The sequence below is a fragment of the Nocardia sp. NPDC046763 genome (assembly GCF_040645495.1).
Classification (GTDB): Bacteria; Actinomycetota; Actinomycetes; order Mycobacteriales; family Mycobacteriaceae; genus Nocardia.
In genome coordinates, this window is sequence record NZ_JBEYYI010000008.1 from 15,278 (window position 1) to 42,126 (window position 26,849).

A 26,849-nucleotide genomic window follows, 5' to 3' on the forward strand; every position below is an offset into this window, starting at 1 on the left:
CACATGTCGGAATATGTCCCTACCGGTGACGTCATCGCGATCGTCGGCCTGGCCGCCAGTGCGGAACCGGGCGCGTTCGACGCGGAGTTCTTCGGATTCGATCAGGCGGCGGCCGAGGCCACCGATGGCCGGCTCCTGATGCTGCTCGAAACCTGCTGGCAGGCAGTTGAATACGCGGGTATCGTCCCGACGACGCTGCACGGGAGCGACACGAGCGTCCATATCGGTGCCGCTGGCGGCGATTTCGGCCGCGCCGCCACCGTGCTGGGCCTGCGCGGTCCGGTGCTGAGCATCGACACCGGCGCGTCCGCCACGCTGGCCGCCCTTGCGCTCGCGACGCGTTCGTTGACCGCCGGTGACTGTTCGCTCGCGCTCGCGGGCGGCGTCGGCGGCCTGGCCGAGGGCGCGGCGGTCTTCGTGCTGGAGCGATTGTCCGACGCCCACGAGCGCGGCCACCGGGTGCTCGCCCTGGTCCGGGGCTCCGTGATCGATCAGGGCGATTCCACCGCCGCCCTGTTGCACGCGGCCGGCATCACGGCCGCCGACCTCGATGTCCAGGAAGAGTTGCGGGGTGATTCCCCAATGACGGGCATCTCGGCCGTGCTCGACCTGATTCGCGCGCTGGGCGAGGACCCGATGCCGCGCCGGGGCACGGTATCGGTGTTCGGTACCGGTGGCACCGGTGCCCACGTGCTGCTGGAGCGGGCACCAGAGTCCGCGCCAGCCATGCTGTCGGACCGCGGTCACCGGGTGCCGTTGGTCATCTGGCCGCTGTCCGGCAAGTCGCCCGAGGCGCTGGTCGCGCAGGCCGCGCACCTCGCCGACCACGTCCGGGCGCACCCCGAGATCACCGCGCGCGAGGTAGGCCACGCGCTGACCACGACCCGGTCGACCTTCGACCACCGTGCGGTGGTGCTGGGGCGCAATCGGGTCGAATTGCTGGCCGGGCTGGCGGCCGTGGCCGCGGGCAATCCGGCGGGGCCGCCTCGGGGCCGCGCCGTGCCCCGCCGGGTGGCGTTCGTCTTCCCCGGCCACGGCCCGCAATTCACGGGTATGGCCGCGCAATTGCTGTCCGAATCCCCGGTTTTCGCGGTGTCCATCGCCGAATGCGATGCGGCTCTGTCCGAATTCGTCGACTGGTCGTTGATCGACGTGCTGAACGAAGCGCCGGGCGCGCCCTCGGTCGAACGTCCCGACGTCGTGCAGCCCGCCCTGTTCGCGGCAATGGTTTCCCTTGCGGCACTGTGGAAGTCGTTCGGAATCGTGCCCGCCGCGGTGATCGGGCACTCACAGGGCGAGATAGCGGCCGCGTATGTCGCGGGTGCGCTGACCCTGTCCGACGCCGCCAGGATCGTGGTCTCGCGCAGCAAGCTCCTGGTCGAGCTGAAGGGGACCGGCGGGATGGCGGCGGTCAGCGCCTCCGCCGCACGGGTGCGTGAACTGATGTCCGGCATCGCGGATCTGCACATCGCGGCCGTCAACTCGCCGTCGGCCACTACCGTCGCGGGCGGGGTGGCGGCGGTGGAGCGAATGCTCGCCGCGTGCGAGCGGGAAGGCGTGCGGGCGCGTCGGCTCGCGGCCGAGGCCGCCGGGCACACCGAATACGTGGATGTGCTGCGCGAACGCTTTTCCGCCGCGGTCGCCCCGGTCACGGCGCGCGCCACCGACGTCACCTTCGTCTCCACGGTTGTCGGCGGCGTGCTGGCGGGCGAGGAACTGGGTCCGGACTATTGGTTCCGGAACATGCGCGAGCCGGTGAATTTCGACGATGGCTGCCGCAGCGTCCACGCGGCGGGCTGCGACGCTCTCCTCGAGTTGAGCGTGCGCCCGGTCCTGGCCGCCGCCATGCACGAATCGCTGGGCGACGCGGCAGATTCCTGCCTGATTCTCGGCTCGCTCCGGCGCGACGACGCCGGCATCCGCCGGGTGTTGACCGCCATCGGCGAGGGGCATGTCGGCGGTGTGTCCCCGGCGTGGCCGACGATCTACCCGGTCGGCTCCGAGCGGCCGATCGAACTGCCCACCTATGCTTTCCAACGTCGCCGGTATCGACATACGGTCGTATCCGACGCTGGCCCCGACATGGGGAACGAGGCTGCGGTCGACGGCTCGCGCCCCGCGTTCTTCGGCGTCGAATGGCTGCCCCTCCAGGCGTGGCGCGGACGCTACTCCGACAGCCGGGGTGAATGGGCGATTGTCGGCGCTGGGCCGCTCGGTGTGCGAGGGGCGGTCGGCACGCACCGTGACCTCGAATCCCTCTATGCCGCAGTGCATCACGCAGACGCCGTGCCGCCCGTGGTGGTGTGGTCGCGGCTGGTCTCCGGGGACACGGGATCCGATGCGCAGCCGCCGCAGGCGCTGCGCGCCGAACTCGCCGGGGTGCTGAAGACTATCCAAGCATGGCTGGCCGAGCCACGATTCGCCGAGAGCAAGCTCGTCATCCTCACCCGCGGTGTGCATTCGGCCGAGGCCGACGCGGGTGTCTCCGCGCTGGTGGACGCCAGCGCGTGGGCGCTGGTGCGCACCGCGCAGTCCGAACATCCGGACCGCATCGTGCAAATCGATCTCGACGCGGACGACATCAGCCTCGACGAGATCGCGACCGCCCTGCGCCTCGAGGAGCCCGAATTGGCGATGCGCCGTGGCGAATTCCTCGGCCGCCGCCTCCGCTCAGGGGCCGATGTCGCGCCCCCGCCCGAGGCGGCCGCCGCGCCGCCCGCCTTCGATCCGAACCGCACCGTGCTGATCACCGGTGGCACCGGTGCGATCGGTGCGATCATCGCCAGGCACCTGGTCCGCGGCTACGGCGCGAAGCATCTGCTGATCACCAGCCGCAGCGGTGCGGGAGCGGCCGGAATCGCGGAACTGACAGCGGAATTGGCCGCGATGGGCGCGCAGACGACCGTTGCCGCCTGCGATGTGAGCGATCGCGACGCGCTGGCCGCCGTGCTGGCCCGGGTACCGGACGCGCATCCGGTCGGCGCGGTCGTCCATCTCGCTGCGGCGCTCGCCGACGCGACCTTCACCGCGCTCACCGCCGACCAGCTCGATACCGCGCTGGCCGCGAAGGCCGTCGGCGCGTGGCACCTGCACGAACTCACCGCGCACCTGGACCTGTCGATGTTCGTGCTGTTCTCCTCCGCGGCAGGGGTATTCGGCTGGCCCGGTCAAGCCAACTACAGCGCCGCCAATGTCTTCCTCGACGGTCTGGCCGGGTACCGGCAGCGGCGCGGACTGCCCGCGACCGCACTGGCCTGGGGCTGGTGGGGAGACACGTCCAGTCTCGACGAACTCGACGACGCGGACCGCGCCCGGTTCGGCCGCTTGGGGCTGACCCCGATCACATCCGCGGAGGCCGTCGAATTCTTCGATGCCGCACTGCGCACCGGGGTGCCGTACGCGCTTCCGGTCGGATTGGACATCTCGATGGTGGCCGACGGGTCGACCGGCGAACCCGCGCCATTGTTCCGGGCGCTGCCGCACGCCGGGGGCCGAGCCGCGGCGAAAGCCGACGACCCGGCCGCGCTGACGGCTCGGATGGCGGCGCTCGGTCCGGCGGAGCGGCTCTCCGCCATGACCGAACTGCTCAAAGCGCCGGTCTCGCTGGTGCTCGGGCACGCCACACCCGATGTGGTGCAATCGGATCGGCAGTTCGCCGAGATGGGTCTCGACTCCCTGGGTTCGATCGAACTCGGTGCGCGGTTGCGGGCGATGACCGGCGTGCGGGTGGGCAATGCCGTGATCTACAAGCATCCGACGGTCCGGCTGCTGGCCGGCCACGTGCTCGAACAGATCATCCCGAGGCCCGCCGACCTGGCCGCCCCGATCGTCGTCGAGGTCGAACAGCTCCTCGATCGCCTATCGGCCATCTATGACGGAGAGCCCTTGCCCACCGACCTCATTGCCCGCCTCACCGAGGCGACGGACCGACTGCGCGACACCGCGGTCGTTACGGCGGAGTCGGTCGGGATCGTCGGATGACCACCGCGGGGATGGAGCCCGTCGCGATCGTCGGCATGGCGGGCCGATTTCCGGGTGCGGCGGATATCGAGGCGCTGTGGGAGCTGCTGAACACCGGCGGCGACGCCATTCGCCCGGTGCCCGAACAACGCTGGGACACCGACGCCCCGCTGGACCGAGAGCGCAGGATTCAGGCCGTCGGCGGGTTCATCGACGGCGTCGCGGAATTCGACGCGGCGTTCTTCGCCGTGTCGCCGCGCGAGGCCGCCGATATCGATCCGCAGCAGCGCCTGATGCTCGAAATGGCCTGGCGCGCGGTGGAAGACGGCCGTGCGCGCCCGGATGAACTCCGTGGCTCCCGCACCGGCGTCTATATCGGCGCCTCGTGGCACGACTACGAGATTCTGCGCAAGCAGCGCGGCCTCGGCGCCAGCCAGCACAGTTCGGTCGGCAATGCGCTCGATGTCATCGCCTCGCGGGTCTCCTACACCCTCGGGTTGACCGGACCGAGCATGACCGTCGAGACGGGTTGTTCCTCGGCCCTGGTCGGATTGGACCTGGCGGTCCGGGCCATCCGGTCCGGGGACATCGACGCGGCCCTGGTCGGTGGCGTGAATCTGATTCTGGCACCGGATGTTTCGGTCGGCCTCACGTATTTCGGCGGGCTGTCGGAGGACGGGCGGTGCGCGGCCTTCGGGGTCGGCGCGAACGGATTCGTCCGTGGCGAGGGCGTGATCGCGATCTATCTCAAGCCGTTGCGGGCGGCCCTGCGCGACGGCGACCGGGTGCGGGCGGTCATCGCGGAAACCGTCGTGAACAATGACGGCGGCGGCGAGAGCCTGGTGACACCCTCCTCCGAGGGTCAGCGGGATCTGCTGCGGCGGGCCTACCCGACGCGAGCGCTGGACATCGACACGCTCGCCTATGTCGAGGCCCACGGAACCGGAACGCGCCGAGGCGATCCCATCGAGGCGCGGGCGCTCGGTGAGATCCTCGGAGCCGGGCGCGCCGCCGCGAGTGGACCGCTGCTGATCGGTTCGGTGAAGACCAATATCGGTCACCTGGAAGCCGCGGCGGGTATCGCCGGACTGGTGAAGGCCGTGCTGTGCCTCGAGCACGGCGTGGTGCCGCCGAGCCTGCACTCCGGAGAGCTCAGTCCCGATATCGACTTCGACGAGCTGAATGTGCGAGTCGTGCGGGAGCACAGCGTGCTCCCGGACGGTGATGACGTCCGCATCGGCGTGAACTCGTTCGGCTGGGGCGGCACCAACGCGCACGTGGTGTTGCGTCGCGCGCCCCGCGTCGCACCGGAGACGGCACCGAGCACCGAGGTCGCGGGGTTCCTTCCGGTGTCGGCGCATACCGCGACCGCACTGCGGCAGCGGTGCCGCGATCTCGCGGATCTGCTCGACGCCGAACCCGACCGCGTGGCCCCGATCGTCGCCGCGCTGAGCCTGCGCGCGCCCGCGCAACCGCTGCGGGCGGCGGTGCTGAGCACCGCCCCGGACGAACTGGCGGCGGCACTGCGCGCGCACGCCGACGAACCGGCCGCCGAATCGCCGTCCACGCTGTCCGGACGAGCCCGCGAAATCGGCCGTACCGCTTTCGTTTTCCCCGGCCAGGGCGGGCAATGGCACGGCCTGAGCGCCGCGCTCTACGGCCGGGACGCGGAGTTCACCGCGGCCGTGGACACGTGTGCCGGCGCGCTGCGACCCCACGTCGACTGGGATCCGGTCGCGGTGCTGTCGGGCGCCGCGGGCCCGGGCTGGCTCGAGCGGGTGGATCAGGTACAGCCGGTGTTGTGGGCGTTGTCCCTGGGCATCGCGGCCTGCTGGCGGCGGGCGGGCATCGTGCCCGACGTCGTCGTCGGACACAGCCAGGGCGAAATCGCCGCGGCCACGGTGGCCGGTCTGCTCAACGTGGACGACGCCGCGCTCATCGTGGCTCGGCGCAGTGCCCTGCTGCGGTCGGTCGCGGGGACCGGACGCATGCTGGCCGTCGAGCTGCCGGTCACCGAGATTCCCGCCGCCATCGCGGGATTCGAGGATCTGGTGGCGCTGGCCGTGCACAACGGCCCGACTTCGTGCGTGCTCTCCGGTGACGCCGACGCCATCGAGGCGCTGAGCGAGATACTCGGGGCCGACGGCGTCTTCTGCCGAATGGTCAATGTGGACTACGCCTCCCACAGCCCCGGGATGGCGGCCGTACGGATTCCCTTGCAGGCCGAGCTGGCCGGTGTCGCGCCCCTGCCGGGCGAGCGGGAGATGTTCTCGACGGTCCGGGTGGGCACCGTCGGACCGGAAGACCTCATCGGCGACTATTGGGTGGAAAATCTTTGCAACCCAGTACTTTTCGCCGACGCGATAAACGCGCTGTTCGATACCGGCGTCACCCATGTGGTCGAGATCGGCCCGCATCCGGTGCTGTTGCCAGCGGTGGAACAGCTGGCCGCCGAGCGCGCCGACGCGCCGCGGGTGCTGCCGTCCTTCTATCGGGACTGTGATCCCGGCATCGAGTGGCCGCGCAGTCTGGCGCGCGCCTTCGTCGCCGGGCTGCGACCCTTCGCGGCGGTCGGCTCGACGACGCAGGCGCTGCCGCGGTATCCGCTGCTCCCGCAATCGCATTGGCTCCCCGACGCCGGTCCGGCGCGGCTCGAACCGGCGGTAGGAACGCATCGAATCCCCTTGTACCCCAGCACTATCGAAGCCGGGACCTGGCACGCGACGCTGCCGGTCGACCCGGCGGGGATCCCCTGGCTGGCCGATCATGTGGTCGGCGACGCGGTGGTGGTTCCCGGCGCGTTCTGGGCGGTGCTGGCGCTCGCGGTGGCGCGCACCCGATTCGGTGCGGACACGGTGTCGTTGTCAGGGTTGCGGTTCGTGGAAATGCTCACCCTGGGCGCGATGCCGTCCCGGGTCGAAATCACGCTGCGGCAGGACTTCGCGGCCGGGGCGAGCTTCGAGATCGCGGCGCTGGACACGGACGCCGAGACGTGGACGGTGCATGCGCGCGGACGTGCGCTGCGGACCCCCGACAGCGGCGCCGCGCCGCGACCGTTCCCGTCCCTACCCGGCGAACCCTTGCCCGGCGACGAGCTGCCGGTGGCCGAGTTCTACGCCACCTGCGCCCGGCGCGGGGTGGACCTGGGGCCGAATTTCCAAGGGCTGTGCGAGCTCCGGCGCGGGCGCGACGAAGCGGGTGAGTTCGCGCTGGGCAGGATCGTGCTCAGCGAGAGCGCTCGCGCCACGTCGCATCCGGGCGAGTTGCACGCCACGCTCGTGGACTGCGCCATGCAGACGGCGCTGGCGCTGTTCGAGGGTGAGCACACCATTCTGCCCGGCGGCATCGATGAACTGCTGCTGGACGGCCGACCGGCCGGACACCTCGACACCGCCTGGGCCTATGCCGTCCGACGCTCCGATGCCACGGCCGATATTCACGTCTTCGACGACGAGCGTGCGCCGCTGGCCCGCATCCTGGGCCTCGAACTGCTCGCGATCGAGGACGTGCGCGCCGAGACCGGGACGCACGACCGTGAACTGTCCTTCCTCTGGCAGGCGGCCACCCGCGTGGGAACGGGCGGGCCTGCAGGAACTTTCGCCGTCACCGGGTTCGGAGACGCCGTCGCCGAGCTGACCGCGGCGCTGCGCCGCGGTGGGGCCACCGTCGGCGTCGAGCAGGCCGACACGATAGTGCACCTCGCGCCCCCGGCCGACGCGGGCTTGGACCTCCAGCGCCGAGGGCTGCTCGAACTCCGGGACCTTGTCACCGCATGCGTCCGATCATCCGCTGCGACACCACGGCTGGTGGTGGTGACCACGGCGGCCCAGGCGATCGACCCCGCCGAGTGCCCCGACCCAGGTGGCGCGTTGTACTGGGGATTCGCTCGGGTCCTGCGCCGCGAGCACCCCGAATTGTCCACCGAGATCATCGATCTCGCCGCGCCCGAGCTCGGCGCACCGCACCGGCGGTTCGATGAGTGCGCCGCCGAACTCCTGGCGCGAACCGGCGAGGACCAGATCGTGCTGCGCACCGGAGCCGGGCGGTACGTGGGCCGTCTGGAACAGGGAGAGCAGCCGGAAAACACTGCGGCAGTGCGTCCTTGGCATGCCACGACGCGTACGTTCCAGCTCGTCGGCGCTGCCGGACGGATCGGAGCCCAGCCGCACCTGCGGCCGTTCGAGGTGCGTTCACCCGAGTCGGGCGAGGTGGTGATCGACATCGAAGCGGCGGCGGTGGATTACCTCGACGCGCTACGGGCGGTGGGGACGTCTCCCGGCGACGCGGCGGACCGGAATCCACTGGGCCTCGCGTGCGCGGGTGTCATCCGCGCGGTCGGTCCCGGGGTCACCGATCGCGCCGTCGGCGACCGGGTGGTGGCCTGTGGGTTCGGTTCCCTGGCAACGCATCTGACCGTGCGGGCCGATCACACGCAACCGATTCCGGACGCCATGTCGGCCGAGCTCGCCGCGGCCTTGCCCATGGCGATCACCACCGCCTGGTACGCGTTCACCGCCCTCGCTCGATTGGAGCCGGGAGAGACGGTGCTGATCCACTCCGCCGCAACGGTATCGGGACGAGCCGCACTCCGCGTCGCCCGCGAACTCGGGGCGCGGATCATCGCCACCACCGCCACCGCGGCGGAGCGGGACGAGCTGCGTCGCGACCACGGCCTCGAGGATGTCTTCGATTCCCGGACGCCGGAGTGGGCGGACGCGGTGCGGGCGGTGACCGGCGGCCGTGGGGTCGACGTGGTGCTCGATCCGCTGACCGGGTCGACCGACGAGCTCGGCCTGCGGGTGCTGGCCGAGGACGGGCGCTTTCTCGCGGTCGGCGCATCGGATATCCGGATCGATCGTCGGATCGGGTTGCGGCAGTTCGCGAACGGGATCACCCTCGCGGCAGTCGATGTCCCCGGATTGATGGTTCGTCGTCCCGAACGGTTCGCCGCTGCACTGCGGGAGGCGTGGCAGCGGGTCGGTGTGCGGGCCGCAGCCCCGGGGGCCATCACCGTCGGTGAATTCACCGGGGCAGCGGCCCTGCTGGCGGCTTTCGCCGGGATCGAGCAGGAGAGCCGGGGCGCGCTCGTGCTCACCGGACCGAGCCGGGTCACCGACATCGCTCCGGATCCCCTGCCGGAGGGGCGTTTCCGCGCACACGGCACCTATGTCATCACCGGCGGTCACGGCGCGCTGGGCCGCAGTCTGGCCGACCACCTGCTCGCCAATGGTGCGGGCGCGGTGGCGTTGATCGGCATGAACGCACCGGACGCGGTGGAAGCGGCCGGGCTGCACAGCTATCGGGCCGATGTGGCGGACGCGGCCGAGCTCGCCTCGGCACTGGACGCGATCCGCGCGCAACTTCCGCCGCTGCGCGGGGTTTTCCACGCCGCTGGCATCCTCGACGACGCCACCATCCTGGGGCTCGAGGCGGACCGGTTGGAGCGCGTGCTTCGGCCCAAGATCGATGGCGCCCGGCACCTGGACACGCTCACCGCCGACGATCCCCTGGACCTGTTCGTCCTGTTCTCCTCGGCCGCCGCATTGATCGGCAGCTCCGGACAGGCCGCGTACGTAGCGGCCAACGCCTATCTCGACGCGCTCGCGTTGGCGCGTCGGCACGCGGGGCGGCCCGGGTTGAGCATCCAATGGGGATACTTCGCTGACGTGGGTCTGGCCGCGGCACAGGATGATCGGCGTGCTCGGCTCATCGAACGCGGAATCACCAGCTACACCACCGGCGAGGCGTGGCACGCCATGGCCGGCTTCCTCGCCCAGGACCGAGCCGTGGCCGGGTATATGGCCTTCGACCCACGACTGTGGTTCGATGCGTATCCCGACGCCGCCGCCCAACCGAGCTGGCAGCTGCTGCGGCAGCGGAGCGCGCTCGTGTCGACGGTGGCGGGGGCGGTCGAATTCCACGCGGCGCTGGCGGATTCCACCGCCGCCGGTCGGCACGTCCTGGTCCGGGACAAGATCACCGAAGTGGCCGCGCGCGTACTGCGCATGCACGCGGCCGAGCTCGATTCCCGCACGCCGTTCAAAGCGCTCGGGCTCGATTCCCTCATGAGTCTGGAATTGCGCAACCGTCTGGAATCCGCGTTCGGACTGCGGCTTTCGCCCACCCTGCTGTGGACCTACGGCACCGCCGAGACGCTGGCGGGCGCGATCGGCGAACGACTCACCGACACACTGCCCACGGTCCCCGTGACCGTCGGCTGACATGACATCAGGAGACACTTCCATGGACGATCCGGATTCGACGGCGGCCCTGCGCGCGGCGCTGCGCCGCGCCACCGCGACGATCAAGGAGCTACGCGAGCAGTCGCCGTCGACCCCGGTCGGCGGGCCCATCGCGGTCATCGGGGCGGGCCTGCGCTTCGCCGATGGCATCGAGGATCTGGATGCCTACTGGGCGGCACTGCGCGCAGGGCGCAGCCTGATCACCGATATGCCCAGGCACCGGCGCTGGCCCTTCGAGGACGAATGGGACTACCTGCCGACGCGGGGCAGTTTCGTCACCGACCCGCTCTCCTTCGACCCCGGTTTCTTCGGCTTCGCCCCCAAGGCGGCCCAGGCCATGGACCCCCAGCATCGACTGATGCTGGAGGTGGCCTGGGAGGCGCTGGCGCACGCCGGGATGGACCCGAACGGGGAGCTTCCGGAATCGGTCGGCACCTACGTGGGCATTGCCGGACGTCAGGACTACGCGGCCTGGGAACCCGAACAGGTCGATCCGCACTGGGCGCTGGCCATCGGCGGTGGTTTCGCCGCGGGCCGCATCGCCTATCACTTCGGATTCAGCGGCGGCGCGGCCGGATTCGACACCGCGTGCTCCTCCTCGCTGGTGGCCGTCCACCACGCGGTGGCCGCGCTGCGGCGCGGTGAATCCGACCTCGCGCTCGCGGGCGGTGTGAGCCTGATGCTGTCGCCGCGTTCCACCGCAGTCATCCAGCAGACCGGCGCCATGGCCCCCGACGGCTTGTGCAAGGCCTTCGACGCGCGGGCCAATGGCTATGTCCGGGGCGAGGGCGGCGCCTTGCTCGTGCTGAAGCGGCTGGCCGACGCCGTCCGCGACAACGATCGGGTGCTGGGTGTCATTCACGGCACCGCGGTCAACCAGGACGCGCGCTCCTCGGGTTTCACCGCGCCGAACGCCGAGGCTCAGCGCCGGGTGATCGAGGCGGCGCTGGCCGACGCCGGATGCAAGCCCGAGGAGATCGGACTGCTGGAAGCGCACGGCACCGGCACTTCCCTCGGCGACCCCATCGAGGCGAGCGCCATTGTCGCCGCGCTGGGTACCCGAAACGGCGGCAAGCCATTGCATGTGGGCGCGGTGAAGGCCAACCTCGGCCATCTCGAGGCCGCCGCCGGAGTGGCCGGGCTGATCAAGGCGCTGCTGTGTGTTCGCGAACGGACGGTGCCGCCGCTGGCGCACTTCCAGACGCTGAACCCGCGAATCGATCTGGAGGGCAGCGATATTCGGTTCTCCGGGCACGAAGTCCCGTGGTCGCTCGAAGAGGCGGGCCCGCTTGCCGGGGTGAGTTCGTTCGGCGCCATCGGCACCAATGCGCATGTCATCGTCGGCCCCGCGCCGGAGGGCACCCCGGCGCTGCCGCCGGGCGGCGACATCCAGCGACCCGGATGGAATCGGATCCCTTGCGCCCCCGCGTTTCTCGGTACGGCGCCGAGAGTTCTGCGGTAGCGACCGGCTGAAACATGTCCAACTCAGTGCAATTCGAGATCGATAGGGGTATGGCGTAGTGGCTGCCTTCTTCGAAAGTGTCGGCGGACAGTATGTCGCGACCGAATGGGCGGTCAGCCCATGGGCGCCGTCGCAGGTGGCCGGGACGGCGGTCTGCGGGCTCCTGGCGCGGGAAGCCGAAACACACAATCCCGGAACGCTGTTCGTGCCGGCGCGGTTCACGGTCGATCTGTTCCGACCGGTGGTCTACGAACCGATCCGGTTTCGCAGCGCGGTGGTTCGCGACGGCAGGCGGGTGCGTGTCGTCGATGTCGCGCTCGAGCAGGCCGGTGAGGTCCGGGTGCGTGCGACCCTGATGTACCTGGCCGCAGGGGAGCAATCGCCGGGACAGGTCTGGCAACCGGACCGGCAGTTCGCGGCGCCGCCGCCGAGCGCCGAATGGAATCCGATCCAGTTCAAATTCGGCGAGCAGGACTGGACCGGTGATTTCGCGGCGGGTCTGAACGGCGATCGCAAGTCCGTATGGCACGACGTAGCCCCGATGGTCGAGGGTGAGTCCAACTCGCCGCTCCAGATGGCCGCCTATGCCGCCGATACCACCAGCATGCTCTGCAATTGGGGAAGCGCGGGCATCGGGTACATCAATTGTGATGTGACACTTACGCTTTCGCGCCTGCCCGTGAGCTCCGAGGTGGGCTTGCAGGCCCAGGAACGGATCACCGCGGGTGGCATCGCGATCGCCGCGGCCACCCTGTACGACCGGAACGGCCCGCTGGGCGTCTCCGTCGCGTCCGGCATCTCGAACACGCGCCGGGCCGTGGACCCGGCCGCCTTCGCCGCCGAGGTCTCCGCAACAGCGCAGGCCCAGTGAGCGATGGCCATCGGATGAGAACTCCACGGATCGCCATCATCGGCGCCGGAATCTCCGGCATCTGCATGGGAGTTGCGCTGCAGCGGGCCGGATTCACCGACTTCGTCATTTATGAGAAGGCTGATGATTTCGGCGGCACCTGGCGGGACAACACCTATCCCGGGCTGGTCTGCGATGTGCCGTCGCGGTATTACCAGTTAACCTTCGCCCCGAATGCGCAATGGCGGCACATGTATTCGTCGGGCCCGGACATCCAGCGGTATCTCCTCGGGGTGGCCCGCGCGCAGGGGCTGCACCAATGGACGCGTTTCGGTGTGGAGGTGACCGGCGCGACGTTCGACGGCGCGCGCTGGCAGGTCAGCGCCTCGGACGAGACGGCCGAGGATTTCGACTTCGTGCTGTGCGCGACGGGTTTTCTGCATCACCCGAGTTGGCCCGATATCGCCGGCCTGGACGAATTCGGCGGCGACGTCATGCATTCGGCGCGCTGGCGGCACGATATCGAGCTGACCGGCGCGCGGGTCGGCGTGATCGGCACCGGATCCACCGGCACGCAGCTGGTCGGTGCGCTGGCGGGCAACGCAGCCGAAGTCGTTGTGTTCCAGCGAACTCCGCAGTGGATTCTGCCGACCGTCAATCGGAAATACACGCCGCTGTCGAAGGCGCTGTATCGGCGGGCGCCGGTGCTCGGCGTGGCGTCCTACTGGTTCTTTCGCGCCGCCTTCGCCGCCGCCTCGCAGGGTCTCGTGCATCCGGGCCGGATGCGCCGGTTCATCCAGTGGGTGGTGGAACAACATCTGCGGTCGGTCCGGGATCCCGAGCTACGCCGCAAGCTGACACCGGACTACCAGGCCATGTGCAAGCGCATGGTGGTGTCGGACAGCTTCTACCGGGCCGTTCAGCGTCCCGACGTCACCGTGGTGACCGACGGCATCGACCGCGTCGAGAAGCGCGGCGTGGTCACGGTCGACGGGCGGCTGCGTGAACTCGATGTCCTCGTGCTGGCCACCGGGTTCGACTCGCACGCGTACATGCGACCGATGGCGATCACCGGCCTCGGCGGCCACACCCTGGATCAGGCGTGGGCGAGCGGCCCGCGCGCCCACGAAAGCGTCATGATCCCGGAGTTCCCCAACCTGTTCATGCTCATCGGCCCGCACAGCCCGGTCGCCAACCATCCGCTGACCGCGATCGCCGAGGCGCAGTCGGTCCGCATTGTCGGCTGGTTGCGACGCTGGCGCGCGGGCGAATTCGAGACCGTCGCGCCGACCCGGGAGGCCACCGACCGCTATAACGCCCGCATGCGCGAGGCCGCGCCGAATACGGCATTGGCTACCGGCTGCCGCAGCTGGTATCTGGGCGCGGACGGCGTGCCGGAAGTGTGGCCATGGAGCCCGCACCGCTACGAGAAGCTGATCCGCAGCGTCCCGAACCCGCTCGACTACCACCTGACGCCGTGCCCGGCGGAACGGAAATGACACTGTGGACACGCTGCTCTGGCGCTTCCTCACCTGCGTGGTGAGCCGCTGGTGGTTCGGCCCGGCCCCGGACTGGCCCACGGTCCGTGCCCGGATCGACTCGGGCACGACCTACGCTCGTGCCCCGCGCGGTGTCGCCGTGCGAACCGGTCGGCTCGGCGGCCTACCGGTCGAAGTCCTGAAGCCCCGCGCGGCTCCTCCGGACGCTGCCGTACTCTATCTGCACGGTGGCGGGTACGCTCTCGGCACACCGCGCATGGCCCGCACCCTCGCCGGTGCGCTGGCCGCCGCAATGGACACCACGGTGCACGTCCTGGATTACCGCCTGGCTCCCGAACACCCCTATCCGGCGGCGATCGAGGACACCGTGGCCGCGTATCGGGCGCTCGTCGATGCTGGAATACCCGCTGAACGCATTGCGGTCGTGGGTGATTCGGCCGGAGGAGGACTGGCGGTGGACCTCGCCCTGCAGCTGCGCGGCGAGCCCTTGCCGCAGCCCGCCATTCTGGGACTCATCTGCCCGATGCTGGACCTAACTTCGAATTCCTCTGCTTTCCAGGGTATTGCGAACAGAGACGCGGTATTGACTCCGTCGTTGCTGGCCGGGCTGATCGACGCTTATCTGCCGGGTGTCCCGGAGTCCGAACGGCGAGACCGCTCGCCGCTCTACCGCGATATCGCCGGGGTTGCCCCGATCGTCATGCATTCGGCCGGTGACGACCTGCTGAGCGGGGACGCCCGCCGCTTCGCCGCGCACGCGGCCGAATTCGGTGTGCCCCTGCGGCATCGCGAATTCCGCGGGCTGTGGCACGTCTTTCACAGCATGCCCATCGGCGTCGCCGAGGCAGCCGTCGAGGATTTCGCCGCCGCCCTGTCGGAATGTATCTACGGCCGCGCCGGTGCGCTCGATCGGGTCAGGGGGCACCCGCGATCTTCGAAAAAGATTGAGCCATCGTTAAATTCGCGCAATTCAGCACAGTGAATATTGAGAAAGGTTGGCGCAGTGGCATATTCGAACGCACGCGTCGATGGGGAGGGCCCAATGGACATAACGCAATGTCCCGTACATCGGTATCCCTCGGAGACGATGAGATCGTTGCACCTGGATCCGGTCATGGACGAGGTCCGGGGATCGGGCGGCATCGCGCGGGTGCAATACCCCTACGGTGACGCGGCATGGCTGGTCACCGGATACGAAGACGTACGAACCGTCTACTCCCAGAAGGCATTCAGCCGCACCGGCATGTCGCAGGAGTCCGCACCGCGGCTCACCGCCGGCCTGCTGCTCCAGGGCGGTATCGGCAGCCTCGACGACAGCATCCACACCAAACTGCGGCGGGTCATCGGCCGGGAACTGACCCCGGCGCGGATGGCCGCGTTGCGCGCCGCCGCCGCGGCGATCATGACCCGGCGGCTCGCGGAACTGGCCGCGGCGGAACAGGGCGACTACGTATCCGTTGTCGCTAAACCCTACTCGCTGAATGTGCTGGGGGAGCTGGTCGGCATCGCCGAGGGCGATCAACAGGACGTAGGGGAGTGGGTGAGCGCGCTGCTGGCCGATGCCTCGGTGGCGGACGCCGGCGCGCGCAGCGCCGAGACCGCACTGCAGGATCTCGGCAAGTACGTACTGGGGCTCATCAAGGCCCGGAGGACCACGCCCACCGGCGATTTCGTCTCCGACCTGGTGCTGCACGGCGACGACCTGGAGAAGTGGGAACTGGTCACCGTCGTCTTCGCCCTCATCGTCGGCGGCTACGAATCGTCCGCGCACATGCTGAGCAAGATCGTGCTGCGGCTGCTGCTCAGCCCCGACCTCCGCGCCGAACTGCGGGCACATCCGGATCGGATCCCAGGTGCGGTCGACGAGCTGTTGCGCACCATCGCCCTGGCCGGCGGTGAGGGACTGCCGTGGCGGGTTCGTGAGCCCATCTCACTGGGCGGCGTGGACATGATGCCCGGCGACTTCGTTGTCCCGTCCATCGGCGCGGCCAATTTGGATCCGACCGTCTACGCCGATCCGGAGCGGGTGGATCCCACCCGAAACGCGAAGCCCCACATGGCCTTCGGCTACGGCGCGCGCTACTGCCTGGGCAGCCAGATCGCGCGTATGGAACTCGAGGTCGCGATCGGCATGCTACTGCGCGATTATCCCGACGCGCGGTTGGCCCTCGAGCCCGAACAGGTGCGCTGGCACGACGGATCGGCGGTATGGCAGCTGGCCGAACTGCCGGTCGCGCTGGGCGCGCCTTCCTACGCCGATGGGGCGATTCTCGAAGTCAATGGAGGTGTGATGTGAGCCTGACCAATCAGCGCAACAACCCGTTCACCGAACCCGAGCGAGCCAAACTCATCGAGCTCGGGCGCAAACATGTCATGGGCATGGAATTCACCGATATGGAGGAGGTCTGGATCAGCTCGGGGATGGAGCATCTGCTGTTGCAGACGGTCGGCCGCAGAAGCGGGAAGACCCACAAGGTGGCGCTGCCCTTCTGGGTGGACGGGGCGGGGCACCGCATCGTGGTGGCGTCCTTCATCGGAGCGCCCCAGCATCCGGCCTGGTACTGGAACCTCACCGACACCGGCGCCAATGCCGAGGTGCGGGTCAAGGTGCGGTCCGCCTCCTTCCAGACGCAGCCGGAGATCATCGAAGAACCTGAGTACGAACGGCTTTGGGCGGCCTTGACCACAGACCGGCCGTTCTACCAGGAGTATCAATCCCGCACCGAGCGCCGGATTCCCCTCGTGCGATTGCGCGAACTGTGAGCGAGATTTCCGTGGCGGCGTTGCAGGGGGTTCCGGTCACGGCCCTGTGGACGCTGTGGACCCGGGCGGTCGAATCCGCGGCGTCCTATACGGATTTTCGTGACCCTCTCGCCGAAGAGCTGTGCGAAGCAATCGATTTCGACTTCCGGACCTTCGGGCACCCCGCCCGAACCCAGGTGCTGCGGGCACGCACCATCGACGCGGAAATACAGCGCTTTCACCGGGATTCGCCCGGCGGCACCGTCGTGGCGCTCGGTGAGGGCCTCCAGACGACCTACTGGCGACTCGGCGCACCGGACCTGGACTGGATCTCGGTGGATCTGCCGGAGATGATCGACCTGCGGCGGCAGTTGTTACCGACCGAAGCACGGATGCGGTCGGTGGCCATGTCGGCGCTGGACCGCGCCTGGTTCGACCTGGTCGACGGCACGGATGTGCTGATCACCGCCGAGGGGCTGTTCATGTACCTGTCGCCGGGTGAGGTCTTCTCTCTCATCGGCGATATGGCCCAACGGTTTCCGGGTGCGAGCCTGATCTTCGACGTGCTGCCGCCCGGGTTCACCAAGCGCACGGCGAAGGGCGTGCGGCTATCGCGCAAATCGGACTACATGGTTCCGCGCATGCCGTTCGGCCTCACCGTGCCGCAAACTCGCGCACTGCCGCAACGAATTCCGGGAGTCGCGTCCTACCGAGAGCTTCGGATGATTCCGGGGCGCGGCTGGTCCGGTCCGCTGGCTCTCGGGGCCCAACGTCGGCTGCCGCTCATTCGCGACCATCGGCACCTGATCGCGCAGTTGACCTTCCGGTAGCCGCTGGCGCGAGCCCAGTCGACCGGTACCCCTGCCCGAGTCGATCTAGGCTCTCTGGCGGAAATGATGGAGCTGAGGAGTCAGGGTCGACCGTGGGTAGCTCAATGACGTCGTGGACCGCCGCGGATATCCCGAATCTGGCGGGACGAACCGCCGTGGTGACCGGAGCGAGCGCCGGAGTGGGGCTGGAGACGGCGCTGCGGCTCGCCGAGCGGGGGCGCGCGTCGTACTGGCCTGCCGGAATGTGGAAAAGGCCGGTGCGGCAGCGGAACTGATTCGCCAGACGGTGCCGGGGGCGGAGCTGCTGATCAACAACGCGGGCACGCTCAACCCGTAGGTTCGGTGAGTGTCGGCGGTGTCAGACTTCGAGTCCGAGCACCGATGCGAGTCGTTCGGCGTCCGCTCGGACTGTCGCGCCGCCGCCCTCGACCAGATCGGGCACTGCGGAGCGGGCGAACAGTGAGAACCCGAAGGTGTCCGGCGATTCCCGATTCGCCTTCGACAACAGCGTCACGGTGGCGAGGGGTTCATCGCGCATGTGATGTGCGCGTGCGGTTTCGGCGGTGTGGAAGCTGCGGCGAGTGGCCGAGGGCATTTTGTCCAGCTCGACGCGAGCGGCCTGTTGGATGGCGTAGCCGCTGTGCATCACAGTCGGCCTGGATAGTGATCATGTAGGCGTCAACCATGGCGCGACCGAAGATCAGCCACGGGTGCACGTAATCGTCACCGAGCGCCCGCGCGGCACGGTCTGCCTCATCCCAATGACGTAGGGCGTCACCCTCGCGACCGATCTTGGTGTACGACAGCGCCATCGCTAGGTGCAGCAATCCCCACAGCGCGAGGTCCGGGCCTGCCTTGTCAGGGCTCAGTAGCGCGCACATCTGGTGGGCCAACGCGACGCGCACCTCGTGTTCCTCGCCCGCGTCGCGGTACACGTGGTTGACATACCAAGCCGCGGCGGCCATCGCGTGCGGGTCGTCGGCATCCTGCGCAGCTGTCATGGCACGGTCGCCCGACATCAGCACCAGCGCCGCGGGCGGTTGGAACGACAGATACAGCTGGGTGAGGTGGTAGACCTGCGCGAGCAGCGCCTGAACCCTGCGACGGTCCTTGCCGTCGAGCTGTCGCACCGCAACACGCGTGTCGCACAACAGATTCGGCAACAAGGTCGCCACCGCCGAACGCTGGTGGGCCGCACCATGCCACAACACCCACGCCTGCTGCACACGCGCGGACAGCGCCTCGGGCGGCAGATCGGCGTTCTCGGTGCTGGGGGTGACCGGATAGGAGGCGAGTGCTTCGGTGACCTTGGGCAGGGCTGGGTGTGTCGCTTTCGCGTAGACCGAGCGGGCCAGGGGTTGCTCGCCGGTCAGCTGGGTCAGGTCGTTGACATCGAGGATCTCGGCCAGGCGGATGAGCATGGGCAGGCGCGGCAGCTTCAGACGGCCGGTCTCGAGGGATTTGACCCAGCTGCCCGAGCGGCCGGCGAGTTCGCCGAGCATGGGGCGACACCAGCAGCGACACCCGCGCTGAACTGGCCACCGTCACAGCCCAACTCGCCAAAACCCAGCAATCCGTCGACCGCTACCTGGCCGCGTTCGAGAACGGCACCCTCGAACCCGAACTCGTCGGCGGCCGATTGACCGAACTGCGCTCCAAGACAACGCAACTCCTCGCCCGCCGCGATCAACTCACCGAATCGCTCGCCAGCGTTCCCCGCGCGCCCGCGCCCGCAGTCTTGGACCGGATCGCCGACCACATCGTCGAGATCGTCACCAGCGGCAACCACACCCAATCCAAGGCGCTGATCGAAACCCTGGTCGCCCACGTCAAGATCGCCGGACCGGACCGGCTCATCCCCATCTTCCGCATCCCCCAACCCGGAAACGAGAACGGGGCTGGTACCGCAGATGCGGTACCAGCCCCGATGAGATCGGTTCGTGCAATGACCCCTTTGGTGGAGCTAAGGGGACTCGAACCCCTGACCCCCACACTGCCAGTGTGGTGCGCTACCAGCTGCGCCATAGCCCCGGATGGTTGCCGCGCGGTTTCCCGGGCGACTGGGAGAAGGTACACCAGGGGACCCCCTCGAGTGCAAATCGGCTGGAAATATGGGTGGGCGGGGGGTGGGTTTGCGCGCGTAGAGTGGGCGGTGATTCGTTGTCGTCCGGGGTGGTTCGCGGGGAAGGCGGCCGCTCCGCGGGGAAGGTCGGACGCCGGTGAGGCTGATCAATGGCCGGTACGAGCTGCGGGAGCTGGTCGGCAAGGGCGGGATGGCCGAGGTCTGGGATGCCTGGGATCGGCAGTTGCGCAGGCAGGTTGCGGTCAAGGTGCTCGATGCGGGCAGTGTCGCGGTGCGGGCGCAGGATGAGCAGGTGGCCTGGCAGCGGTTCGAGCGGGAGGCGCGGATCGCGGCGCAGATGAACTGCACCAATGTGGTGATGCTGCACGACTCGGGGGTGTTCGCCGAGAACGGGTGCCGCTCACCGTTTCTGGTGATGGAGTTCATTCACGGGGAGAATCTGCGGCAGTTCATGCGGGCCCGGGAGAACTGGTCGCTGCCGGCGCTGGCGCGGATTCTCACCGATGCGCTCAGCGGGCTGGTGTACGCGCACTCCAAGCAGGTGGTGCACCGCGATATCAAGCCCGAGAACATCATGATCTGCCGCGACGGCACGGCAAAGCTGGCCGATTTCGGGATCGCCATCGAGATGCGGGAGAACATGCTGCGACTCACCCGCGCCAATCAGATGGTGGGTACGCAGAACTATTCCGCGCCCGAGTATCTCGAACACGGCAGGTTCACCCATCTCAGTGATGTGTACTCGTTCGCAGTGGTGTGCCATGAGGTGCTGCAGGCGGTGTTCGCGCCGGCGCCGCTGCCCGCCCGGCTGAAATCGGTGCTGGATCAGGCGCTTTCGCCGGATCCATCGCTGCGTTTCCAATCCGCCGCCGAGTTCCAGCACTATTTCCGGGACGCCGTCCACTCCGAGACCCGCAGCCTGACCCGAACCGTCAAGGGCCCCAGGCCGGAGCCGGTCACCGTGCCGGTGCGAGCGCATACCAGCGTCCTGACCCCGGCCCCGCCGGTGCGGCAGCGGGAGGAAAGGCACGGCGTCGAGCTGCCGGCGACCGGTCTGTGGGGGATCTTCGTCCGCCCGGCCCTGGAATACCGCCAGCGCGTGCTGGAGGGACTCACCCGCGACGATCCCCGTTACATCGGCGGCGTGCTGCTCGGCGCTGCCGGTGCCGGAATCGCGCTGGGCTGGCTGGTTTTCGTGCTGCTCGCCTGGGTGATCCTGTCGATCGCCCACCACCTGTAAGGAACTGCGATGAACAACCGACGGGCCGGCCTGGCCTGGCAGCAGTACGTGTACGCCGGATCCCGATCGTGGCACTGGCTGCGGGTGGCGTCCGCGGTCGGCGGGGCCTTTTTCCTGGCCACGCTGCTGTGGCTGACCTACACCGTGCTCTGAGGGGTGCCCGTGCGAATCGTCTGCCTGAACTGCCTGGCGGAGTTCAAGTTCGATACCGCCCGCCGCTCCTGGATCTGGGTGCTGCGCCAGCCCAACGGCGGGTTCGCCACCCGCGTCGCGGACTATTCGCGCCGCCTGGATCGGCGCTGCCCGAACGGCTGTGAGATCGACGAGGAGATCCTCGACCATCCGACCACCGTGATCGGCTTCGTCGGCGAATCCGCCTCGTCCAAGACGCATCTCATCGTGTCGATGATCTATTCGGTCATGAACGACCCGATGCTGGCCCGGGAATGGTCCATCGTGCCGTCCCGCCGTTCGACGAAAATGCTGGCCGCGCTGGAGAACACGCTGATGAACCGGCAGGCGATCGGCTACACCCAGAAGCGGGGCTACGTCGGCGCGCAGCAGCGGCAGGAGAACGGCATCGGGCCGCTCGGCGCACCGCAGCCGCAGGGTCTGCCGCAACCACCACGCCCGCCGCAACCGCCGATGGCCCAGCAGCAGACCCGGACCCACGCCTGGAGCGGCTGGCAGGTCCGCACCCCGATTCTCATCAAGTTCACCTCGCTGTCCACCAGGCGCACAGTGAATCTCGCCTTCGTGGATGTCGCGGGCGAGGATGTGGCCGACGCCGAGATCGCCGCCAAGGTGAGCCCGCACCTGGCCATCGCCGACTTCCTCTGGTTCGTGGTGCCGTCCACATTGAACAAGCAGTATCTGGCCATCATGCGCGAACACGCGGGACCGGCCAACGAGGAGAGCCTGAACAACAATGTCGAGCACTCCCAGACCGTCGGCCGCACCAAGATGATGATCGACCAGATCGCCAAGCTGTGGCGCACCGCCAACAGCTATCCGCTGGATCTGCCCATCGAGCCGCCGCGCCTGCACGCGTCGACCATCATCGCGAAATCGGATCTGCTGTCGCTGATCAATCTGCCCGAGGTCGGCCTGGTCGCGCCGCCGCCGGACTGGGCCGATACGCCGTACAGCCTCGACGGCGCAGGCAACCTGTATCAGCCCGGCCAGATCGACTATCGCTCCGACGCCACCAGAAGCCTGGTGCGCAAACTGTTTCCGGCTGTCGACGCCACGTTGTCCATCCATTTCCCGCACAACCGCTACTTCCCGGTCTCGGCGGTCGGGTGCGGTAAGCGGGCCGACAATACCTATCCGGTGTTCAAGCCGTTCGCGGCCGTGGACCCGGTCATCCACATGCTCGACCGCATCGACCAGCTCCGGGCGGACCGATGACGGGTTTCGCGCAACTGCTGTGCGGCTGGGCCGTGGTGACGCTGGAGTCCTCCGGGACCGGGGTCGGTGTGGTCGCCAGATCCGGAAACTGGCCCGCCGCACTGGGATCCACCACGCGGGAGCTGGGGTCGCTGGTCACGTGGGATGGTTCGCCCGCGCCGCCGGAGGCGTTCGCGCTGGAGTTCACCGTGGTGCGGGGGCTGGCGGTGGCGGTGCTGAAGACGCCCGCCAATGACCGGCCCGGCACCTGTGTGACGCACCTCGTCGCGGGTGGCCGCGGAACACTCGACGGCGCAACGACTTTGAGCATCTATGACGCGGGACGATTCCGCACCTCGCTCGACGACGCCGAATTTCCCACCGATCACTGGCCGCCGCTGCCGAATTCCGTGGAGGACAGTCCCGCCGTCACCGCCGCGGCCGACGCCTACCTCGACCTGGATTGGCTGCCCGCGCTGCTCGGCTACACCCTGGCGCATCTGGCCGGGCGCGGCCCCGCCATCGAACTGCACGTCGAGAGCGGTGCGGACGCCGTGGCCATGCTGCGGGCGCTCTACGGCCTGCTGCCCCGGAACAGCCTGCGGGACTTGACCTTCTGCACCTGCAGCACACCGTCCTCGGCTCCCGTCGCGATCACCGCGGTGACCCGCGACAGTCCTGCCCCGCCCGGTGGAGCGCGCCGCATCGTCACGCCGGGCGATCCCGGCGACGAATCGGACCCGTTCGTCCTGCTCGGGCAGCAGATCATCGGCCATCGGCGAGCCGGTGTCACGCTTCCCGAATCCCTGTCCACCGCAGACGAAATCGGCCACTGGTGCTATCGACGGCACCTGCGCACCCTGGGTCCAGCCGAGCTGGACGACGACCACCTGGCCGAGGTGATCACCGACCCGGAGCTGAACCCCGACTGGCTCCGCGACGAAGCGGTGGCCGGGCGCGCCGTCCGTCTCGCCATCGGAAGACCCAGCGTGGCACAGGCATTGGCGCGGCTCGACCATCGTCCCAGCGTCCGCCGCACCTTCGAGCAGGTTCTCACCGACCGTGTCCTCACGGACGGCCGCGACCGCACCCGCACCGTCGAGGTGGCCCGGCAGCTCGGCATCGATCTCAGCGCGGCGCTGGCCACCTCCGCCTGGCAACGCCTGGAATCCGGGACCGCGCCGCTGACCGCTGCCGATGCCGAATCGGTGTGGCCGCGCCTGCAGGGGGACTGGGCCACCGGCGAAATCGAGCATCGCCGAATCGTCGCCGCCCATCTGCTGCGCCACCGCGCCCTGCGCGAGCATGCGATCGGCTCCCGCGACCGGGCCCTGGTCTACGAGGCCCTCAGCGCCGAGGTCGACGATCCGGGCACCCACACCGGCGGCAGCCGAATCCTGCGCCAGGCCATGTACACCAACCTCGGCATCGTCGCCCAGCTGGTGGTGAACATCTCGTGCAACGGGCGCGATCGCTATGCGCTGGAACAGATCCTGGCCTGCGCGCCCGCCGACCTGCTGCCCGCGCTGCTGGCCGAGGCCACCCGCTACCCCGCGATCGACGCCCGGGCCGTGTTGAAGGCCCTCACCCTCACCCGCTCCGAACCGGCCGAACTGGTGGCCGCCCTCCGCCCCGCGTGGCGCACGCTGCGCAAGACCCTGGACCTCCCGGAACCGATCGAGGCCCTGGTCGTCCTCGCCATCCCGGCGCCCCCCGACGATCAGCAGCGAGACGCACTCCGCCCGCCCCGCAGAGCATTCGGATGGACCAGGCAGCGCGGCACCTGGTCTCGCGCCGAAATCTCGGCCCTGCTGCGCACCCCGGCCGAGGAGCCACTGGAGGCCGAATCCCCCACCGAAACCCTGTCCGCCGCCCTGACCGCGGACCTCGAATTCGTCGTCTCCGCGCTGGTCTCCCGCTCCCGCACCCCCGATGCCGTCCCCGCCCTGCGCCGCATCCTCGCTCTCACCCCCGCCGAACAGCTCCCCACCCTGGTCACCGCCTGCGCCCGGCAATGGGACATGCCCCCATCCACCCTCCTGGCCACGGTGGCAGCCCTCGACCTGCCCCCGGCCGACCTGACCGGAACCCTCACCGGCGGCTGGCCTTGGCTCCGTACCCGCCTGGACCTCCCCCAGGCCATTGCCGCCCTGCTGGTCCTGGACCCTGCGGACAACCTGCCGACGGCGGCGACACTCACACCGCAAGAACAGGATTCACGCCGTGCCTGGCAGTTCTGGCGTTGACATGACCTGAATCAGCGGCAGCTCCGCTTCACCGACCAGCGCCCGGTACCGTCGCAGCACGTCCTGCAGATCCGCGTCCTCCGGCACCGACTCGCGCGCCGACCGCTCGATCATCGCCGCCTGCTCCAGCAGGATGCTTCGCCGCTCGGGATCACTTGTGTGATCCGCGATCTGGGCCAGTGCTTCGAGCTGACGGATCATGACAGCGGGCATGCCGCGCGCGGACTGTCGAATCTTTTCGAAGGCCCGCTGCACCAGCCGCTCGTAACTCGCCTGCGCCGCGATAACGCGGACATAGCCGTCCTTGCAGCGGTAGACCGGGCTCGGCTCCCATACCACCGCGATCCGCGACAGACAGTCACCGAGCCAGTCGATGCAGGTCAGGGCGGTGAAGGTGTCGTTCACCGCGGTAGACAACGCGCGCAGGGCGATCTCGACCAACTGGTCGATACCGAAGGAGATGTCCTGGGTCAGCGACCGGGTGGGCCCGGCCACGTGCCCACGCGAGAAGTTCTCCGATATCCGCTCGGCCACCGACGCGGGCCAGACGGTGGCCACCACCTGCCCCTCGGTGAGGAAATGCCCCGGCCGGTACGGGAGGTGAATCACCGCGTCCGCCTCGGTCGCGAGCCGCACCAGCTGCTCGTAGCGGATGTAGCGCAGGTATCCGCTGCCGGTCACCCGGACCTCGCCGCCCTCGCCCGCCATCCGTTCCAGCAATTCGGCCGCCGTCGGCCCGCAATGCAGGGTGGTGGGCTCGGCGCTGCGCTGCGCCTCGATTCCGGCCGCCACCTCACCCGCGATCTCGGCGATGACATTGGGCAGCTGGATCGCCATGGCCATGTGATTGATGAAGTAGATCAGCACGGCGAGATCGAGCACCAGCGAGGCGATCGACACCGTCGTGCTGATGTGCGGCACGAAATCCGATCCGATGGACACCAGCGCGGCGATGGCGTAGACGAAGGTCGCCACGAAGGTTCCGAGGGTGACCTGGGTGCCCCGATCGCGAATGAAGGTGCGCAGCATGCGCGGACCGAACTGGGTGGAGGCCAGCGTCAGCGCCACGATCGTGATGGAGAAGACCACACCCACCACGGTCATGATGGCGGCGGCGATGGCCGTCAGCACCTGCCGCGCCGTGTCGGGCGGGCCGCCGATGACCCAGGACGGAATCGTGAAACCGCCCCGATATGCCGCCCGGTCCAGCAGGTAGGTGATCCCGAACAGCCCGACGGCCGCCAGCACTTCCACGGTCGGCACAAACCACAGATTGGTTCGCAATGCCTCGCGGCGGCGGTCGAATTCGAGGGGAATACCGGCCACGGTCGAGCCTCCTGCGCTGTTCCGGCGTCATGCCCTGACGCCGACCAGACTTCCCGGCTCACCCATCCGAGATGCCCGGACGTGTGATCACCGTACCCCCTGCTCAGCGCCAGGTCGCGCGCAGGGTCAGCGAACGACGTCCTTCGGTTCCAGGTCGAGCTGTCGATCGCCGCGGAGGAATCGGGTCACCTCCGGGGCGAGTTGATCGGAAATCACGACCAGACCCAGATGGCCGTCGTGGTACACGTGCAACCGCGCGTCGGGTATGAGCCGCGCCATGATCTTCGCGTTCACGAGGGGAATGATCGGATCGTCGTCGCCCGCCAGGATCAGCGTCGGCTGCCGGATCAAACCGAGGAACGGGAGGCTGGTCCATCCGGCGCCGGCCAGCAGCTGCAGCAGATAGCCGCGAGCGGAGGCCGCCGACGAGTGTCCGGCCAGCAGGGTTGTCACCCGATCCGGATCGGTGCGCAGCCGGCCACCGTAGAGTTCCGCGGCGATCGTGGTGGCGTACCCGGCGTCGCGGTATCGGCGCGGAGTGATCATCTTGCGCAGGACCTTCGGGTGCGCGGGGACCATCATCCAGCCGGTGGCGGTGCTGACCAGGACCAGGCGCCGGCAGCGCCGGGGGTTCTGGAAGGCGATCTGCTGAGCCAGGCCGCCACCCCAGGAGATGCCGAGCACATCGAAGGTGTCATAGCCGAGTTGGGTGAGCAGTGTGGTGACCCGGCCGGCCAGCGTGGTCAGGAGATAGGGCCGCCGGGACAACGGCGAACGACCGATCCCCGGTGGGTCGAACCGGATCACCGGAATCGCCGGATCCAGCTCGTCGACGAATGGCTGCAGCAGCTCGAGGCTCGCGCCGATCCCATTGCACAACACCAGCGGGACGCCGACACCGGGGCGGACCACAACGTGCAGGCGGTCGCCGGACACGGTGTACTCCCGGGCATTTTCACTCGCCATTGGGTGTCCTCGTG

General features: G+C 69.0%; 19 protein-coding genes and 1 tRNA gene. 14 read left to right on the forward strand and 6 right to left on the reverse strand.

Annotation, left to right across the window (positions count from 1 at the left end; translation table 11 throughout):
- Positions 1-3: 3 nt before the first annotated feature.
- The 10 genes from ABZ909_RS15260 (at position 4) to ABZ909_RS15305 (ending at position 17,860) form a co-directional block, all read left to right on the forward strand.
- Complete coding sequence (locus ABZ909_RS15260) at positions 4-3,981, forward strand: SDR family NAD(P)-dependent oxidoreductase (RefSeq protein ID WP_356999316.1); 3,978 nt, start codon at positions 4-6, stop codon at positions 3,979-3,981.
- Complete coding sequence (locus tag ABZ909_RS15265) at positions 3,978-10,181, forward strand: SDR family NAD(P)-dependent oxidoreductase (protein ID WP_356999318.1); 6,204 nt, start codon at positions 3,978-3,980, stop codon at positions 10,179-10,181. The genes ABZ909_RS15260 and ABZ909_RS15265 overlap by 4 nt, the downstream gene beginning before the upstream one ends.
- 22 nt (positions 10,182-10,203) lie before the next feature.
- Positions 10,204-11,664 carry a polyketide synthase gene (locus tag ABZ909_RS15270; protein ID WP_356999320.1) on the forward strand — a complete coding sequence of 487 codons (1,461 nt, stop codon included), beginning with the start codon at positions 10,204-10,206 and terminating at the stop codon, positions 11,662-11,664.
- A gap of 58 nt (positions 11,665-11,722) precedes the next feature.
- Positions 11,723-12,535 carry an acyl-CoA thioesterase domain-containing protein gene (locus ABZ909_RS15275; RefSeq protein WP_356999323.1) on the forward strand — a complete coding sequence of 271 codons (813 nt, stop codon included), beginning with the start codon at positions 11,723-11,725 and terminating at the stop codon, positions 12,533-12,535.
- A gap of 14 nt (positions 12,536-12,549) precedes the next feature.
- Complete coding sequence (locus ABZ909_RS15280; protein ID WP_356999326.1) at positions 12,550-14,013, forward strand: NAD(P)/FAD-dependent oxidoreductase; 1,464 nt, start codon at positions 12,550-12,552, stop codon at positions 14,011-14,013.
- 4 nt (positions 14,014-14,017) lie between these two features.
- Positions 14,018-14,995 carry an alpha/beta hydrolase gene (locus ABZ909_RS15285; RefSeq protein WP_356999328.1) on the forward strand — a complete coding sequence of 326 codons (978 nt, stop codon included), beginning with the start codon at positions 14,018-14,020 and terminating at the stop codon, positions 14,993-14,995.
- A gap of 105 nt (positions 14,996-15,100) precedes the next feature.
- Positions 15,101-16,309 (forward strand): cytochrome P450, encoded by a 1,209-nt coding sequence (locus ABZ909_RS15290; protein ID WP_356999329.1) that lies wholly within the window; start codon positions 15,101-15,103, stop codon positions 16,307-16,309.
- On the forward strand, positions 16,306-16,776 hold the full coding sequence (locus tag ABZ909_RS15295) for a nitroreductase/quinone reductase family protein (protein ID WP_356999332.1): 471 nt from the start codon (positions 16,306-16,308) through the stop codon (positions 16,774-16,776). Before ABZ909_RS15290 ends, ABZ909_RS15295 begins: the two co-directional genes overlap by 4 nt.
- Entirely contained in the window at positions 16,773-17,585 is an 813-nt protein-coding gene (locus tag ABZ909_RS15300) for a class I SAM-dependent methyltransferase (RefSeq protein WP_356999334.1), read from the forward strand. Before ABZ909_RS15295 ends, ABZ909_RS15300 begins: the two co-directional genes overlap by 4 nt.
- A gap of 104 nt (positions 17,586-17,689) precedes the next feature.
- Complete coding sequence (locus ABZ909_RS15305; protein ID WP_356999337.1) at positions 17,690-17,860, forward strand: hypothetical protein; 171 nt, start codon at positions 17,690-17,692, stop codon at positions 17,858-17,860.
- Between the two features lie 83 nt (positions 17,861-17,943).
- Here ABZ909_RS15305 and ABZ909_RS15310 read toward each other — a convergent pair whose 3' ends face one another.
- From ABZ909_RS15310 to ABZ909_RS15325, 4 genes are all read right to left on the reverse strand, one after another.
- Positions 17,944-18,123 carry a hypothetical protein gene (locus ABZ909_RS15310; RefSeq protein WP_356999340.1) on the reverse strand — a complete coding sequence of 60 codons (180 nt, stop codon included), beginning with the start codon at positions 18,121-18,123 and terminating at the stop codon, positions 17,944-17,946.
- Entirely contained in the window at positions 18,113-19,087 is a 975-nt protein-coding gene (locus tag ABZ909_RS15315; protein ID WP_356999343.1) for a helix-turn-helix transcriptional regulator, read from the reverse strand. The genes ABZ909_RS15310 and ABZ909_RS15315 overlap by 11 nt, the downstream gene beginning before the upstream one ends.
- On the reverse strand, positions 19,024-19,413 hold the full coding sequence (locus ABZ909_RS15320) for a hypothetical protein (protein ID WP_356999346.1): 390 nt from the start codon (positions 19,411-19,413) through the stop codon (positions 19,024-19,026). Before ABZ909_RS15320 ends, ABZ909_RS15315 begins: the two co-directional genes overlap by 64 nt.
- A 127-nt stretch (positions 19,414-19,540) precedes the next feature.
- Positions 19,541-19,616, reverse strand: a tRNA-Ala gene (locus ABZ909_RS15325).
- 188 nt (positions 19,617-19,804) lie between these two features.
- On the opposite strand from ABZ909_RS15325, the gene ABZ909_RS15330 reads away from it, so the two are divergent.
- From ABZ909_RS15330 to ABZ909_RS15345, 4 genes are read left to right on the forward strand one after another with little or no spacing between them, the layout of a single operon-like run.
- On the forward strand, positions 19,805-20,908 hold the full coding sequence (locus ABZ909_RS15330; RefSeq protein WP_356999349.1) for a serine/threonine-protein kinase: 1,104 nt from the start codon (positions 19,805-19,807) through the stop codon (positions 20,906-20,908).
- A 9-nt stretch (positions 20,909-20,917) separates the two neighbouring features.
- Positions 20,918-21,061 carry a hypothetical protein gene (locus ABZ909_RS15335; RefSeq protein ID WP_356999350.1) on the forward strand — a complete coding sequence of 48 codons (144 nt, stop codon included), beginning with the start codon at positions 20,918-20,920 and terminating at the stop codon, positions 21,059-21,061.
- 9 nt (positions 21,062-21,070) lie between these two features.
- Positions 21,071-22,318, forward strand: coding sequence for a hypothetical protein (locus ABZ909_RS15340; RefSeq protein ID WP_356999352.1), 1,248 nt, complete (start codon positions 21,071-21,073; stop codon positions 22,316-22,318).
- Entirely contained in the window at positions 22,315-24,543 is a 2,229-nt protein-coding gene (locus ABZ909_RS15345) for a hypothetical protein (RefSeq protein WP_356999355.1), read from the forward strand. The genes ABZ909_RS15340 and ABZ909_RS15345 overlap by 4 nt, the downstream gene beginning before the upstream one ends.
- On the opposite strand, the gene ABZ909_RS15350 is transcribed toward ABZ909_RS15345, so the two are convergent.
- The gene (locus tag ABZ909_RS15350; protein WP_356999358.1) at positions 24,514-25,869 is read right to left on the reverse strand and encodes a DUF2254 domain-containing protein; all 1,356 of its coding nucleotides are present in this window, start codon (positions 25,867-25,869) and stop codon (positions 24,514-24,516) included. The genes ABZ909_RS15345 and ABZ909_RS15350 overlap by 30 nt on opposite strands.
- Before the next feature lie 126 nt (positions 25,870-25,995).
- On the reverse strand, positions 25,996-26,835 hold the full coding sequence (phaZ, locus tag ABZ909_RS15355; protein WP_356999361.1) for a poly(3-hydroxyalkanoate) depolymerase: 840 nt from the start codon (positions 26,833-26,835) through the stop codon (positions 25,996-25,998).
- Between the last annotated feature and the right edge of the window lie 14 nt (positions 26,836-26,849).

Coding starts and splice junctions, on each gene's coding strand:
- ABZ909_RS15260 (WP_356999316.1), top strand. CDS start 4: ATGTCGGAATATGTCCCTACCGGTGACGTCATCGCGATCGTCGGCCTG.
- ABZ909_RS15265 (WP_356999318.1), top strand. CDS start 3,978: ATGACCACCGCGGGGATGGAGCCCGTCGCGATCGTCGGCATGGCGGGC.
- ABZ909_RS15270 (WP_356999320.1), top strand. CDS start 10,204: ATGGACGATCCGGATTCGACGGCGGCCCTGCGCGCGGCGCTGCGCCGC.
- ABZ909_RS15280 (WP_356999326.1), top strand. CDS start 12,550: ATGAGAACTCCACGGATCGCCATCATCGGCGCCGGAATCTCCGGCATC.
- ABZ909_RS15290 (WP_356999329.1), top strand. CDS start 15,101: ATGAGATCGTTGCACCTGGATCCGGTCATGGACGAGGTCCGGGGATCG.
- ABZ909_RS15305 (WP_356999337.1), top strand. CDS start 17,690: ATGACGTCGTGGACCGCCGCGGATATCCCGAATCTGGCGGGACGAACC.
- ABZ909_RS15310 (WP_356999340.1), bottom strand. CDS start 18,123: ATGCGCGATGAACCCCTCGCCACCGTGACGCTGTTGTCGAAGGCGAAT.
- ABZ909_RS15315 (WP_356999343.1), bottom strand. CDS start 19,087: ATGCTCGGCGAACTCGCCGGCCGCTCGGGCAGCTGGGTCAAATCCCTC.
- ABZ909_RS15335 (WP_356999350.1), top strand. CDS start 20,918: ATGAACAACCGACGGGCCGGCCTGGCCTGGCAGCAGTACGTGTACGCC.
- ABZ909_RS15345 (WP_356999355.1), top strand. CDS start 22,315: ATGACGGGTTTCGCGCAACTGCTGTGCGGCTGGGCCGTGGTGACGCTG.
- phaZ (WP_356999361.1), bottom strand. CDS start 26,835: ATGGCGAGTGAAAATGCCCGGGAGTACACCGTGTCCGGCGACCGCCTG.